This window comes from Janthinobacterium sp. CG3 (genome assembly GCF_000344615.1).
GTDB lineage: Bacteria > Pseudomonadota > Gammaproteobacteria > Burkholderiales > Burkholderiaceae_D > Janthinobacterium.
The window spans coordinates 4,945,586-4,960,072 of the sequence record NZ_KB467824.1; the positions used below are offsets into that span (position 1 = coordinate 4,945,586).

At 62.9% G+C, this 14,487-nt stretch carries 9 protein-coding genes; 8 read left to right on the forward strand and 1 reads right to left on the reverse strand.

Annotation, left to right across the window (positions count from 1 at the left end):
• Positions 1-3: 3 nt before the first annotated feature.
• Both JANGC3_RS0121930 and JANGC3_RS0121935 read left to right on the forward strand, forming a co-directional pair.
• Positions 4-1,704, forward strand: a complete 1,701-nt coding sequence (locus tag JANGC3_RS0121930) for an ABC transporter ATP-binding protein (protein WP_017878636.1) — start codon at positions 4-6, stop codon at positions 1,702-1,704.
• Between the two features lie 94 nt (positions 1,705-1,798).
• Positions 1,799-2,743, forward strand: coding sequence for a VTT domain-containing protein (locus tag JANGC3_RS0121935; RefSeq protein WP_026133330.1), 945 nt, complete (start codon positions 1,799-1,801; stop codon positions 2,741-2,743).
• Between the two features lie 366 nt (positions 2,744-3,109).
• On the opposite strand, the gene JANGC3_RS0121940 is transcribed toward JANGC3_RS0121935, so the two are convergent.
• Entirely contained in the window at positions 3,110-4,435 is a 1,326-nt protein-coding gene (locus JANGC3_RS0121940) for an IS1182 family transposase (protein ID WP_017878638.1), read from the reverse strand.
• Between the two features lie 245 nt (positions 4,436-4,680).
• On the opposite strand from JANGC3_RS0121940, the gene JANGC3_RS0121945 reads away from it, so the two are divergent.
• The 6 genes from JANGC3_RS0121945 to infB all read left to right on the forward strand — a co-directional run bounded on the left by JANGC3_RS0121945 (position 4,681) and on the right by infB (position 14,393).
• Complete coding sequence (locus JANGC3_RS0121945) at positions 4,681-5,706, forward strand: glucokinase (RefSeq protein ID WP_026133331.1); 1,026 nt, start codon at positions 4,681-4,683, stop codon at positions 5,704-5,706.
• A 371-nt stretch (positions 5,707-6,077) separates the two neighbouring features.
• Positions 6,078-7,028, forward strand: coding sequence for an SMC-Scp complex subunit ScpB (scpB, locus tag JANGC3_RS0121950; RefSeq protein ID WP_017878640.1), 951 nt, complete (start codon positions 6,078-6,080; stop codon positions 7,026-7,028).
• Complete coding sequence (gene rluB, locus JANGC3_RS0121955; protein WP_026133332.1) at positions 7,021-9,165, forward strand: 23S rRNA pseudouridine(2605) synthase RluB; 2,145 nt, start codon at positions 7,021-7,023, stop codon at positions 9,163-9,165. Before scpB ends, rluB begins: the two co-directional genes overlap by 8 nt.
• A gap of 269 nt (positions 9,166-9,434) precedes the next feature.
• A complete protein-coding gene (gene rimP, locus JANGC3_RS0121960) occupies positions 9,435-9,923 on the forward strand; it encodes a ribosome maturation factor RimP (RefSeq protein WP_017878642.1) in 489 nt (162 codons plus the stop codon).
• Positions 9,920-11,485 carry a transcription termination factor NusA gene (gene nusA, locus JANGC3_RS0121965; RefSeq protein WP_026133333.1) on the forward strand — a complete coding sequence of 522 codons (1,566 nt, stop codon included), beginning with the start codon at positions 9,920-9,922 and terminating at the stop codon, positions 11,483-11,485. The genes rimP and nusA overlap by 4 nt, the downstream gene beginning before the upstream one ends.
• A gap of 46 nt (positions 11,486-11,531) precedes the next feature.
• The gene (gene infB / locus JANGC3_RS0121970; protein WP_026133334.1) at positions 11,532-14,393 is read left to right on the forward strand and encodes a translation initiation factor IF-2; all 2,862 of its coding nucleotides are present in this window, start codon (positions 11,532-11,534) and stop codon (positions 14,391-14,393) included.
• The last annotated feature ends 94 nt before the right edge of the window (positions 14,394-14,487 follow it).

Consider the following 14,487-nt stretch of genomic DNA (forward strand, 5'->3'; position numbering starts at 1 on the left):
GCCATGAGCCAAGACAAGCATAACGATTTGCTGCAGGTGCGCGATTTGCGCGTGACCTTCCGCATCGACAAGAAAAACACCTTCGAAGCCGTCAAGGCGATCTCCTTCGACGTGCCGCGCAACGCCACGGTGGCGCTGGTGGGCGAGTCCGGCAGCGGCAAATCGGTCAGCTCGCTGGCCGTAATGGGCCTGCTGCCGGAGGACACCACCATCATCGACCCGGCCAGCCGCATCCTGTTCGGCGGCAGGGACTTGCTGAAGATGGGCAAGGCGGCGCGGCGCGACATCTGCGGCAAGGACATCGCGATGATCTTCCAGGAGCCGATGTCGTCGCTCAACCCGGTCTTCACGGTCGGCTTCCAGATCGCCGAGGTGCTGCGCCAGCACATGGGCATGGACGCCAAGCAGGCGCGCGCGCGCACGCTGGCGTTGCTCGACGAGGTGGGCATTCCCGACCCGGCCACCAAGATCGACGCCTACCCGAGCATGATGTCGGGCGGCCAGCAGCAGCGCGTGATGATCGCCATGGCCATCGCCTGCGAGCCGAAACTGCTGATCGCCGACGAGCCCACCACCGCGCTCGACGTGACGATCCAGAAGCAGATCATGGAACTGATCGCCAAGCTGCAAAAGAAACACCAGATGTCGGTGCTGTTCATCACCCACGACCTGGGCCTGGTGGGCGAGATCGCCGACCACGTCATCGTCATGCGCCACGGCGACGTGCGCGAGACCGGCGCCACCGGCGCCGTGTTCAGCGACCCGCGGGACGCCTATACCAAGGCGTTGCTGCACTGCCGGCCGTCGCTGGAGCAGCGGCCGTGGCGCCTGCCGGTGATCAACGACTACATCAGCGGCGCGGCCGCGCCCGGCGTCGAGGTTAGGCAGCGCAGCCGCGGCTACGTCGACGGCGAGGACAACGTGCTGGTGGTGAAAAACCTCTGCAAGAGTTTTTACCTGCGCGAAGGGCTGTTCGGCAAGCGCGAGTTCCAGGCCGTCAAGGACGTCTCGTTCAACCTGCCCCGCGGCAAAACCCTGGGCGTGGTCGGCGAGTCCGGCTCGGGCAAGACCACGGTCGGCCTGACTTTGCTGCGCCTGCACCAGGCCACCGGTGGCACCGCGCTGTTCGAGGGCAAGGACCTGATCGCCATGCCGGCCAAGGAATACCTGCCGTACAAGCGGCGCATCCAGATCATTTTCCAGAACCCGTACGCCTCGCTGAACCCGCGCTTCACGGTCGGGCAGATCCTGCTGGAGCCGATGCGCATCCACAAGATCGGCGCCACGGACAAGGAACGCACCGAGAAAGCCTATTGGCTGCTGGAAAAGGTCGGCTTGCCGGCGCAAGCCTTCCAGCGCTACCCGCACGAGTTTTCCGGCGGCCAGCGGCAGCGCATCGCCATTGCGCGCTGCCTGACGATGCAGCCGGAAATCCTGGTGTGCGACGAATCGGTGTCGGCGCTGGACGTGTCGGTGCAGGCGCAGGTGCTGAACCTGCTGCAAGACTTGCAGGACGAATTCGGCATGAGTTACATCTTCATCTCGCACGACCTGTCGGTGGTGAAATACATGGCCGACCAGGTGATGGTGATGCACAAGGGGCAAGTGGTGGAAATGGCCAATTCGGACGAGTTGTACCGCAACCCGGTGCACCCGTACACGAAGACCCTGCTCAGCGCCATTCCGCGCGGCGTGCCGGCGTAATTAGCACCAAGGGCGTCACCCCGGGCTGCCGGCCATATCAAAGGGAGTGGCCGGCAGCCTCGGCTTCGACATATTTTTCGGCTATCATGACGCTATGTCGACCTTAATCTCCCTGTTGCAAGAATACGGTTTGTTCATCGTGTTCGCCGTGGTGCTGGTCCAGCAATTCGGCTTGCCCATTCCAGCCTTTCCCATCCTGATCGTCTCCGGCGCGCTGGTCGTCGACGGCGACGGCAGTTGGCCGGCGGTGCTCGCCCTGAGCGTCGCGGCGTGCCTGATCAGCGACTATTTCTGGTTCCGCGCCGGACGCCATTACGGCAAGCGCATCCTCAAGCTACTGTGCCGCATATCCCTGTCGCCCGACTATTGCGTCAGCCAGACCGAGGACAGTTTCAGCCGCTGGGGTCCGAAGGGCTTGATCGTGGCCAAGTTCGTCCCCGGCTTTAGCACGATCGCGCCGCCGCTGGCCGGCGCGATGGGTACCGGCGACGCCACCTTCCTCGGCTTCAGCGTGCTGGGCGCGTTGCTGTGGAGCGGCACCGGCATTGCCCTCGGCGCCTACTTCCACACCAGCGTCGACGAGGTGCTTGAAACGCTCGGCACCATGGGCACGACCGCGCTGATCGTGCTGGTGTGCCTGCTGGCGCTGTTCGTCTGCTTTAAGTATGTCGAGCGCAAGCGTTTCCAGCGCAAGATGCAAGGCGAGCGCATCAGCGTCGACGCATTGCGCAAACTGGTCGACGACGGCCTCGAGCCGGTGCTGGTGGACGCCCGCAGCGCCACGGCGCAAACGCTGGACCCGGCCGCGCCCGGCGCGCTGTTGTTCAGTGGCGGCGAGCCGAGCAAGGCGATCGGCGCGCTGTCGAAGGATCGCCACATCGTCGTATATTGTAGTTGCCCCAACGACGTGACGGCCGCCCATGTCGCCCAGCAATTGCACGCCCATGGTTACCACCGCGCCAAACCGCTGCAGGGCGGGCTGGACGCGTGGAACGCGGCGTTCCGGCCGCAGGGCGCCGCGGTCAACGCGGCGGCTTGAGGCAACCGGGGCCAGACCCGGCTGCCGCGTAGGTCGGATTAGCGTCGCGTAATCCGACGCCGAGCCGCTGCCGACGCCAGCCGGCTTACGCCCAGTCGGGCTAACCCGACCTACGAAAATCGCGCCAGCTGCATCCTTGGCGGCGCCCGGCGCGCGCCACCTCGTTCGCTATCCCGCTAAGCTCATTTGAAACCAAGCGCAAAGGCCGGGGTCAGACCCCTAGGAGTCTGCGCGGCAGACAATTCTTGCGCTGACCATGTGACGCGCTTCTTGCCTGCGTCGATGGCGATTCACTTTCGCACTCGAAAGTGGAATGAAATAGGAGCCTGAGAGTGGGGATTGGACGGACTTTCGCCCTTTCAGGTCTTACGCGGACAGCATTTTCGCCATGCGCCGCAGGTTCAGCGCGGTGCAGACGAGTTTCCACTCGGCCTGAGCCTTCGCCAGTCCTCGCATGCTAAATTGCCGGAACCCGAGTACGCTTTTCACCCAAGCGTTGGGCGGTTCCGAGATCCACTTGCGTTTTCGGTAAGCCGCCTGGATCGTCGCGGATCTGAACTTGTCTGCCATGGCGGCACACAAAGGCCGCTTTTTCGGATCGATTACCGCTTCCTGCTTGCCGATGCGTCCGAGTGCCACAATCAGTTCGGACGGGTGAGCGCGTAGTTGCTCGAACATGGCTTCCGAGCGATAGCCTGCATCGGCGAGCACCAGCTCGGCATCGTCACCGACGTTGCGCTTTACCGCTGCGAGCACCGACGCCAGTTGCCCACTGTCAGCCGCACTATTGACGAGTTTGGCCGCCACGATGATGTGGGCGCTCTCGTCGACTGCAGCTTGGGCGTTGTACGCATAGTCGAAGCCGCCGCCGGCGCGCTTCATGATACGGCTTTCCGGNTCGGTAAAATTCTCTTGGGCGTCGGGCTTGGGTTCGCCGAACTTGTATTTAAAACGCGACTTCTTCTTTGGCTTGCCAGAGTCCTCGGGCGGCACATCTTCGTCATCGCTACGGCCGCGCGCGATATCGGCCTGGCGTTGGCGATCTTCAAGACGCGCACGGGCAGCGCGGATGACGGCAAGGCGGTCCTCGCGCCTTGCGATCTCCGCCGGGATATCGAGTTCCGGCTCGTTTTTTTCGGCGGCATCCGCCGCTCTGGCCCTGGCCAGCAACGCGTCGATTTGATCCTTGAGCTCACGCTCGGCCTTTTGCATCCGGTCGTAGCTCATCGCTTTGTGGCGCGATGCGTTGGCCTTGATCTTGGTGCCATCGACACCGATCGTGCCAAGCTTGACCAAGCCGCACTCTTTCGCCATCTTCACTACCTGTACGAACAGGTCCGACAGTTCCTTCAAGTGGATCGCGCGGAAATCGCAAATTGTTCGGTGCGCCGGATAGTTGTCAGCGGCGAGCATACGCAACGCCACGTCCTCGTACAGCTTTCGGGCCAGCTTGCGTGATGAGAACACACCGGTTGCATACCCGTACACAAGTATTTTGACCATCATCGCCGGATTAAATGGCTGGTTGCGGGACCCGCCCCCTGCATACCGCGCGTGAAAGGCGGACAGGTCGAGCGAGTCGACAGTGTCGCTAACGAAGTAGGCCAGGTGCCCCTCAGGGAGCCAATCTTGCAAAGCATGGGGAAGCAGCATCTGTTGATGCTGATTGTAGGGGAGGTAGCTCGTCGTCATTCGACAAGTTTACCTCGTCCCCATTCCGATTGCATCAGTTTCTGCCGCGCAGACTCCTAGGGTCTGGCCCCAGACTCCGGCGTCGCTAAATATTTAGTTTTTGGTAGTTTTACTACTGACATATCAACGTAGTTTTGTCGTGTTTTTGGCGGCTACGGCCATGATATGTACTAAAACTACAAAGATAGCTTGCGTCGTTACCAAGAAATCCATTAAGCTTGGCTTCCCACTTCTTAATTGACATCATGAGCGCTCAGTCCAACTCCGCCTTGCATACTTCGCCTTCCACCTTCATCGATGGTCCGCGCCTGTTGGCGGATGTTGGCGGCACCAATGCCCGTTTCGCGCTGGAGACGGCGCCGGGCGACATCGGTTTGGTGGTCGTACTGCCGTGCGCCAACTACGCGAGCCTGACGGACGCGCTCAAGGCATATTTGGCGTCGCCGGAGGTGGCCGCCGCCGGTGGCGCCGCGGTGCGCAACGCGGCGGTGGCCATCGCCAATCCGGTCGACGGCGACTTTTTGCAGATGACCAACCACCACTGGTCGTTCTCGATCGAGGCGATGCGCCTGGAGTGCGGTTTCGACAACTTCGTCGTGGTCAACGATTTCACCGCGCTGGCGCGCTCGCTGCCGCATTTGTCGGCCGCCGACAAGCGCCAGGTCGGTTCCGGCGAGGCGCGCGCCGACGCCGCGCTGGGCCTGATCGGCCCCGGCACAGGCCTGGGCGTGTCCGGCCTGATCCCGTCGCACGGTTACTGGAGCGCGCTGCAAAGCGAGGGCGGCCATGTCAGCTTTTCGCCGGTTAACCAGACCGAGATCGCCATTTTGCAATTCGCCTGGCGCGAGTTCGAGCACGTCTCGGCCGAACGCCTGATGTCCGGCGTCGGCCTGGAGTTGATCTACCGGGCGCTGGCCGACCGCGCCGGCGTCGCCGCCGAGGCGATCGGCGCGGCCGAGATCACCCGGCGCGCGTTGGCCGGCGAGTCGGCGCTGTGCGACGACGTCATCGAGGCGTTCTGCGGCATGCTCGGCACCGTCTGCGGCAACATCGCCGTGACCTTGGGCGCGCACGGCGGTATCTATATAGGCGGCGGCATCGTGCCGCGGCTGGGCGAGCGCTTCGACCGCTCCAGCTTCCGCGCCCGTTTCCAGCAAAAAGGCCGCTTCGTGAAATATCTTTCGCAGGTACCAACCTTTGTTATCACCGCGCAATACCCCGCCTTCCTTGGGACATCGGCTATCTTGTCGGAAAAACTGGCCGGCGGCTGAGGTCGTCCCCGGCAAGCGTTTACCCGTTTTTGCGCTTTCTCCGCTTTTATCAGGTACAATTGGCGTCGTTGGATGAAATTGCGTCTCTCGTTCGCACTTGCCTGAACATCGCGGAGCGAGATCGCGTTCCACTTTGAAATCAACGGCCCAGCACTGATTCAATAGAATCCGGGCCGTAGTTGGCAGGGTACTACTCTCCTTCTGTAACAGTCCCGCTCTGCGCGCATCGGCCAGGGCGTCGGAAAACAGCTTCAACGAGCAATCCAGCAAGGCGGCGTCCTCCGATGCCAGTGTCCTGTTTTCGTTGAGATGATTTGTTTTGATTTCTTTCTTTGCATACGATTTGCAATACACATCCGCACAGAGTTGCTATGAATACAATTGAGGCGAAAAAAGTCCTCGAAACCGCTTTGCTGTGCGCGCGCGAGTCCTTGTCGATCCACAGCCTGAAAAAGCTGTTTGTCGACGCCGATGACAGTGGTCGTGCGCGCGGCGTGGGGGTGGGCGCCGACACCATCAAGCAGTTGCTGGAGGAGTTGCGCCGCGATTGGGCCGGCAAGGGTATCGAAGTGGTGAGCCTGGCCTCGGGCTGGCGTTTTCAAAGCCGCCCGGAAATGAAGATGTATCTGGACCGCATGACGCCGGAGCGTCCGCCGAAGTATTCCCGGGCGACGCTGGAGACGCTGGCCATCATTGCCTATCGCCAGCCGGTGACGCGCGGCGACATCGAGGAGATTCGCGGCGTCGCCGTCAATTCGCAGACGATCAAGATGCTGGAAGACCGCGGCTGGGTCGATGCCATCGGTTACCGCGACGTGGTGGGGCGGCCGGCCTTGCTGGCCACCACCAAGCAGTTTTTGGAAGACCTGGGTTTGAATTCGCTGTCCCAGTTGCCGCCGTTGCAGCACATCAGTGACATGGGCGGCAGCGGGCTGGAGATGGAGGCCCTGGAGGCCGCCCTGCAAGAGAATTTTGATAAGGCGGCGACCAACGACGCTGTCAAAGTCGATAAGACTGCGACGCACGACGTCGCGGTGTTTGAAAAGGCGACGCCGCGCGAGGTTCCAATGAGCGACGCCGACGCTATCGCCGCTGCAATACGCGACGCTGCAATACACGACGCCGCGGTACGCGACGCCGCAATGAAAGACGCTGTAATACAAGGTGGTGCAGGTAGCAATACGGCTGTGACAGATGTGACAGCAAGCCCTGATGCCGGCCCCGATGCTTCAGCTGATGAAGCCTTCACTCACGACCCTGCGCCAGAATTAACGGTTGACGCTGCGCCAGGTCAGCACAACCAAGAAACTAATAATGACTAATCCGAACACTCCCGAGACAGTTACCAACGCCGTGATGGGTGCCGCCGATGGCGCCGCAGACGTTGTTGCCAAGCCGAAGCGACGCACCAAGGCGCAGATCGAAGCCGACGCCGCCGCCGCGGCCCTGGCCGGCGACGCGCCCGCCAAACCGAAGCGCCGCGCCAAGGCCGACGCCGGCGTGGTGGAAGCGGCCAGCGCCGACGCGGGCGCCGCCGACGCCGTCGCGCCTGTGAAAAAACCGCGCGCCAAGCCGGCCGCCAAGGCCGCCCAGCCCGACGCCGAAACCGCCGGCGCGCCCGCCGCGCCGGCCCCGCGTCCGCGCCCGGCCCGCGAAGCCAAGAAAATCGAAGTCGCCGCCGAAGCCGCCGAAGCGGCTGTCGCCGACGCCGCGCCGCGCCAGGAGCGCCAGGAGCGCGCCCCGCGCGGCCCGCGCCAGATGCGCGCCGAGCAAGCCGACCGCGCGCCGCGCATCAATCTGCCGCGCAACGCCCAGCCGCTCGACGCGGCGCAACCGGCGCCGCTGCCGGAAACGCTCGACGCCGAAGGCAATGTCGTCGCCCCGACCCGCCAGGAGCGCGCGGCGCGCAACGACGTGCGCGGCGCCGGCAAGAACGCCGGCAAAGGCAAGGGCAACAAGGGCAAGGGCCGCGACGCCGGCCAGGCCAAGCCTAGCGACGCCGACGACGTGTTTTCCTTCGTTACCTCGGACGCCTTCGACAGCGACGAGCCGGCCAAGGGCCGCCAGCCGCAAAAAGCGCTGGTGCGCCGCGACCTGACCTCGGACGACGACGCGCCGAAGCTGCACAAGGTGCTGGCCGAGGCCGGTCTCGGTTCGCGCCGCGACATGGAAGACTTGATCATGTCGGGCCGCGTGTCGGTCAACGGCGAGCCGGCCCATATCGGCCAGCGCATCCTGCCCACCGACCACGTGCGCATCAACGGTAAATTGATCCAGCGCCGCGTCAGCAAGAAGCCGCCACGCGTGCTGGTGTACCACAAGCCGGCCGGCGAAATCGTCAGCCACGACGATCCGGACGGCCGTCCGTCGGTGTTCGACCGCCTGCCGACCATGAAGGCCGGCAAGTGGCTGGCCGTCGGCCGCCTCGATTTCAACACCGAGGGCCTGCTGCTGTTTACCACCTCGGGTGACCTGGCCAACCGTCTGATGCACCCGCGCTACGGCATCGACCGCGAATACGCGGTGCGCACGCTGGGCGAGCTGGAAGAGGGCATGCGCCAGAAGCTGCTGGCCGGCGTCGAGCTGGAAGACGGTCCGGCGAACTTCTCGAAGATCGCCGACGGCGGCGGCGAAGGCATCAACAAGTGGTATCGCGTCATCATCGGCGAAGGCCGTAACCGCGAAGTGCGGCGCATGTTCGAAGCGATCGGCCTGACCGTGTCGCGCCTGATCCGTACCCGTTACGGCGCGATGACCTTGCCTAGCAACTTGAAACGCGGCCGTTGGGAAGAAATGGAAGAAAACACGGTGCGCGATCTGCTCACCGCCTACGGTATCGAGAAAAAGATGCCGGCATCGGGCGATCCACGCGCCGCCGCCGCCGCCAAGGGGCGCCCGGCGCGCGAATCGGACGAGCCGAACGGCAACCGCATCGACGCCAGCAACCGCAACGCCGATCCCTACCCGTCGACCGGGCGTGGCGTCGGCCGCGGCCAGCCGCAGGGCCAGTTCCAGGGTTCCGGCCGTCCGGGCGGCCAGGGTCGTCCGGGCGGCCAGGGTGGCATGGGCGCCGGCATGGGCCGTCCGGGTGGCGAAAGCCGCGGTCCGGGCCGCGGCCAGTCGTCGGGCCAGTTCGCCGGCCAGCCGCGTTCCTCGGCGGCCGCGTTTGAAGGCCAGGGCCAGGCTCGTTCGCAGGGCCAGGGCCGTCCGCAAGGGCAGGGTCGTCCAGGCGGCGAGGGTCGTCCAAGCGAAGGCCGCGCCGGCGAAGGCCGCGCGCCACAGCGTACCCGCCAGCCTGATCCGCTGCAAACGACGTTTGGTTTCGCCAACACCGGTCCGCGCCGCGGCGGCGCCGGCGCCGGCGCCGGCCAGGCCCGTTCCGGCCAGCCCCGCGGCGGCATGGATCACAATCGCGGCGGCATGGACCAGGGCATGAAACGCGGTTCGCGCAAGCCGTAAAGGCAGCGCCGGCGCGGCTCGCGGCCGCGCGGTTGACATCTTCGTCGGTGTTGTATGAATGCCCTGGACGCAGTGCGCGGGATTGCTTCGCGCTCCAGAAGGGGTTATAATCTGCAGCCTAATAAAAGTTCTCCGCAAAGTAGCGTGGCGGGGAGTGCTTTCATCTGGTTGGGGAAATACAAGAAGGTGGGCAGATGCCCATTTTTTTTTTGTTGAACCGTTTGTGATGGTCTGTTTGATAAGATAACGGCTATGATCTGGAGAATGACTTGCAGCGTTTGGGATTAATAGAAACGACAGTTACAGGACTGGGCTACGAGCTGGTTGATGTCGAACGAGCCGAGCGCGGCGTGCTGCGCGTGTTTATCGATTTCACCGCCGCCGACGCGGCCGAAAAAGGCCCGATCACGGTCGAGGATTGCGCCACGGTCAGTCACCAGTTGTCGCATGTGCTGACGGTTGAAAACGTGCCGTACGAGCGCCTTGAAATTTCTTCCCCGGGCTTAGACCGCCCGGTGCGCAAGCTGGAAGATTTCGTGCGCTTCGCCGGTTACGAAATCATCGTCAAGCTGACGGTTGCCATGCCGGGTACGAACAACCGGAAGTCGTTCCAGGGGATCTTGCAAGAACCCGTGGGCGATAAATTGTCGTTAGAATTTGAAGGTAAGGATGGTCCGGCGATGTTGGAGTTTACGCTCGCCGATGTGGATAAGGCACGTTTGGTGCCGCAGGTGGATTTTAGGAGTCGCAAAGCATGAGTCGCGAAGTTTTATTATTGGTTGACGCGCTGGCGCGTGAAAAAAATGTCGACAAGGATGTCGTATTCGGAGCGCTGGAATTCGCGCTGGCGCAAGCCACGAAAAAACGCTACGAGGGCGAGGTCGACATTCGCGTCTCGATCGATCGCGACTCGGGTGTGTTTGAATCGTTCCGTCGCTGGCACGTCGTGCCCGACGAGGCCGGCCTGCAACTGCCGGACCAGGAGATCCTCCATTTCGAAGCCAAGGAACAAATTCCCGACATCGAAGTAGACGACCATATTGAAGAACCGATCGAGTCCGTCGAATTCGGCCGCCGCTTCGCCCAGGACACCAAACAGGTGGTCTTGCAGCGCGTGCGTGACGCCGAGCGCGAACAGATCCTGGTCGACTTCCTCGAACGCGGCGACGCGCTCGTGACCGGCACCATCAAGCGCATGGAACGCGGCGACGCGATCGTCGAGTCGGGCAAGATCGAAGCGCGCCTGCCGCGCGACCAGATGATTCCGAAAGAGAATCTGCGTATCGGTGACCGCGTTCGCGCCTTCATCCTGCGCATCGACCGCAATATGCGCGGGCCGCAGGTGATTCTGTCGCGCACCGCGCCGGACTTCATCATGAAGCTGTTCGAACTGGAAGTGCCGGAAATCGAGCAGGGCATGCTGGAGATTAAATCCGCCGCCCGCGACGCCGGCGTGCGCGCCAAGATCGCCGTCTACACGGCCGACAAGCGCATCGATCCCATCGGCACCTGCGTCGGCATGCGCGGTTCCCGCGTCCAGGCCGTCACCGGCGAGCTGGGCGGCGAACGTGTCGATATCGTGTTGTGGTCGGAAGATCCGGCCCAGTTCGTCATCGGCGCGCTGGCCCCGGCCAACGTATCCTCGATCATGGTCGATGAAGAAAAACACGCGATGGACGTGGTCGTCGACGAGGAAAACCTGGCGATCGCGATCGGCCGCTCCGGCCAGAACGTGCGCCTGGCCGCCGAACTGACCGGTTGGAAGATCAACATCATGACGGCCGAGGAATCGGCCGACAAGTCGGCCCAGGAAACGGCTGCCGTGCGCATCCTGTTCATGGAAAAGCTCGATGTTGACCAGGAAGTGGCCGACATTCTGGTGGAGGAAGGTTTCGCCAGTCTGGAAGAAATCGCCTACGTGCCAATTTCCGAAATGCTGGAAATCGAATCGTTTGACGAAGATACCGTCAATGAATTGCGGACCCGGGCGCGCGATGCGCTGGTGACCGAGGCGATTGCCTCGGAAGAAGGTCTGGAAGGCATGGACGAGGCGTTGGTTGGTCTGGAAAGCATGGACCGCATCACCGCCGGCAAGCTGGGTCTGGCTGGTATCAAGACCGTTGAAGCATTTGCAGCACTGGCATACGACGAGTTCGGCGCAATCCTGGCCTTGTCTGCGGACCGTGCGCGTGAACTGATTACAAGTGAATTTAAAGATGTGACCGACGATGAGATGAAGTTGGTTGACTCGAAATACGACGATCGTGCCAAGGCCCTCCAGGCCAAGGCATGGAGTCTGGCCGAATCCGCAAAGGCTTAATTTGAGTATCTTTATCATCTCCGCGACACATAGAAAAGAGGACTGAATGGCGAGTAACAACGTAGCCCAATTTGCCACCGAACTGAAGATGCCTGCAGATTTGCTGCTGACGCAGCTGCGTTCTGCCGGCGTCGAGAAAAGTTCGACGTCAGATCCATTGTCGAAAGATGATAAGGACAAGCTTTTGGATCACCTGCGCCGCACGCACGGCGCAGTGGCAGACACTGAGAAAAAGAAAATCACGCTGACGCGCAAGGAAACCACCGAGATCAAGCAAGCCGACTCCACGGGCAAGTCGCGCACGATCCAGGTAGCCGTCAAGAAGGTACGCACCTTCGTGCAACGCGACGACGTGCCGGCACCGGTGGTCGAGGCTGCCGCCCCGGCCGCGCCGGTGATCGACGCCGCCGAAGTGGCGCGCCGCGAAGACGAGGCGCGCCGCCAGGTCGAGCTGATCGCGCGTCAGGAAGCTGACCTGCGCGAGAAGCAAGAGCGCCTGGCCAAGCTCGACGCCGAGAAGGAAGCGCAAGCGAAAGCCACGCAAGCGGCCGAGTTGAGCGCCAAGCGCGAAGCCGACGCCGAAGCGAAGAAAGCCGCCGCCAAGGCAGCGACCGCGGTTGCCGCCGTCGCCGCCGGCGCGCCTGCCGTCGCCGACGACGCCGTCGCCGAAGAGAAGAAAAAAGCCGCCGCCGACGAAGCGAAGAAAAAAGCCGCCGTCGCCGCGAAAGAAGCCGCCGACAAGGCCGAAGCGACCGACCGCGCCCGCAAGGCCGTGGCGGACGAAGTCGCCCAGATCAAAGCGATGATGAACGCGCCGCGCCGCGCCATCAAGGCCCCGGAGCCGGTGCCCGTGGTGGCCGCCGTCAAGCCGAAACCGCCTGAAGGCACGCTGCACAAACCAGCCGACAAGAAACCGGGCGACAAGCCCGGCGACAAGAAGCCGGTTGTCGCGGACAAGAAGTCGATCAAATCGGCGAACGTGTCCTCGACCTGGTCGGACGACGCGAAAAAACGCGGCACCACCGGTGGTCCCAAACCGCGCGGCAACAGCGGCCCGTCCGGCCGCGACGGCTGGCGTGGCGGTGCCAAGGGCCGTCGCCCTTCGCACCACGACGACCGCGAAACGAATTTCCAGGCGCCTACCGAAGCCGTCATCAAGGACGTCCACGTGCCGGAGACGATTACCGTCGCCGAACTGGCCCACAAGATGTCGGTCAAGGCTTCCGAAGTCATCAAGCATTTGATGAAGCTCGGCCAGATGTGCACCATCAACCAGGTGCTGGACCAGGAAACCGCCATGATTTTGGTGGAAGAAATGGGCCACAAGGCGTTTGCCGCCGAGCAAGACGATCCTGAAGCGCTGCTGGCCGATATCGGCGAGCACGCCCACTTCGAACTGAAGCCGCGCGCGCCGGTCGTCACCGTCATGGGTCACGTCGACCATGGTAAGACCTCGCTGCTCGATTACATCCGTCGCGCCAAGGTCGCCTCCGGCGAAGCGGGCGGGATTACCCAGCACATTGGTGCGTACCACGTTGAAACACCGCGCGGCACGATCACCTTCCTGGATACCCCTGGCCATGAAGCCTTTACGGCGATGCGTGCCCGTGGCGCGAAGGCAACCGACATCGTGATTCTGGTGGTTGCCGCCGACGATGGCGTGATGCCGCAAACCAAGGAAGCGATCGCCCACGCGAAAGCCGCCGGCGTACCGCTGGTCGTGGCGATCAACAAGATCGACAAGCCCGGTTCGAACCTGGACCGCGTCAAGCAGGAACTGGTTGCCGAACAAGTGGTGCCGGAAGAGTACGGCGGCGAATCGCCGTTCTGCCTGGTGTCGGCGAAAACCGGTGCCGGTATCGACGAGTTGCTGGAGCAAGTGCTGTTGCAAGCGGAGGTGCTGGAATTGACGGCGCCAATCGACGCCCCGGCCCGTGGCCTGGTGGTCGAAGCCCGCCTCGACAAGGGCAAGGGCCCGGTTGCGACGATCCTGGTGCAGTCCGGTACCCTGAAGCGCGGCGACGTCGTGCTGGCGGGTTCCTCGTATGGCCGCGTGCGCGCCATGCTGGACGAAAACGGCAAGAGCATCGCCGAAGCCGGTCCGTCGATTCCGGTCGAGATCCAGGGCCTGACCGAAGTACCGGTCGCCGGTGAAGAAGTGGTTGTGATGGCTGACGAGCGCAAAGCGCGCGAAATCGGTTTGTTCCGTCAAGGTAAGTTCCGCGACGTCAAACTGGCCAAGCAGCAAGCGTCGAAGCTGGAAAACATGTTCGACCAGATGGCCGAGGGCGAAGTCAAAAACCTGCCGTTGATCATCAAGACCGACGTGCAGGGTTCGCAAGAGGCGCTGGTGCAATCGCTGCAAAAACTGTCGACCTCGGAAGTCCGGGTTCAGGTGGTGCACGCGGCGGTCGGCGGTATCACGGAATCGGACGTCAACTTGGCGGTTGCCTCGAAAGCGGTCATCATTGGCTTCAACGCCCGTGCCGACGCGCAAGCGCGCAAACTGGCCGAGTCGAACGGCGTCGACATCCGCTACTACAACATCATCTACGACGCGATCGACGAAATTCGTTCCGCCTTGTCGGGTATGTTGTCGCCGGAGAAGCGCGAAAGCGTCATCGGCCAAGTCGAGATCCGCCAGGTTATCCTGGTCTCGAAAGTGGGCGCGATTGCCGGTTGCCTGGTCACCGACGGCGTGGTCAAGCGCGGTTCCTCGGTACGTTTGTTGCGCAACAACATCGTCACCTGGACCGGCGAGATCGACTCGCTGAAACGTTTCAAGGACGACGCGAAAGAAGTGCGTTCGGGCTTCGAGTGCGGTTTGTCGCTCAAAGGCTACAACGACATCGAAATCGGCGACGTTTTGGAAGTGTTCGAAGTGCAGGAAATCGCCCGCACACTGTAATAGCACGCTTGGTGCGGGCCTATTCTGGCCCGCGCAAACACGTAGGGCGCACGAGCTTGGCGGCAACCCGCCACAGCGACTGCGCCCTGCGGCA

Excerpts from the sequence above, each read along its gene's own strand:
- nusA (WP_026133333.1), top strand. The coding sequence starts at position 9,920 with ATGAGTCGCGAAGTTTTATTATTGGTTGACGCGCTGGCGCGTGAAAAA.
- JANGC3_RS0121930 (WP_017878636.1), top strand. The coding sequence starts at position 4 with ATGAGCCAAGACAAGCATAACGATTTGCTGCAGGTGCGCGATTTGCGC.
- JANGC3_RS0121935 (WP_026133330.1), top strand. The coding sequence starts at position 1,799 with ATGTCGACCTTAATCTCCCTGTTGCAAGAATACGGTTTGTTCATCGTG.
- scpB (WP_017878640.1), top strand. The coding sequence starts at position 6,078 with ATGAATACAATTGAGGCGAAAAAAGTCCTCGAAACCGCTTTGCTGTGC.
- infB (WP_026133334.1), top strand. The coding sequence starts at position 11,532 with ATGGCGAGTAACAACGTAGCCCAATTTGCCACCGAACTGAAGATGCCT.
- rluB (WP_026133332.1), top strand. The coding sequence starts at position 7,021 with ATGACTAATCCGAACACTCCCGAGACAGTTACCAACGCCGTGATGGGT.
- JANGC3_RS0121945 (WP_026133331.1), top strand. The coding sequence starts at position 4,681 with ATGAGCGCTCAGTCCAACTCCGCCTTGCATACTTCGCCTTCCACCTTC.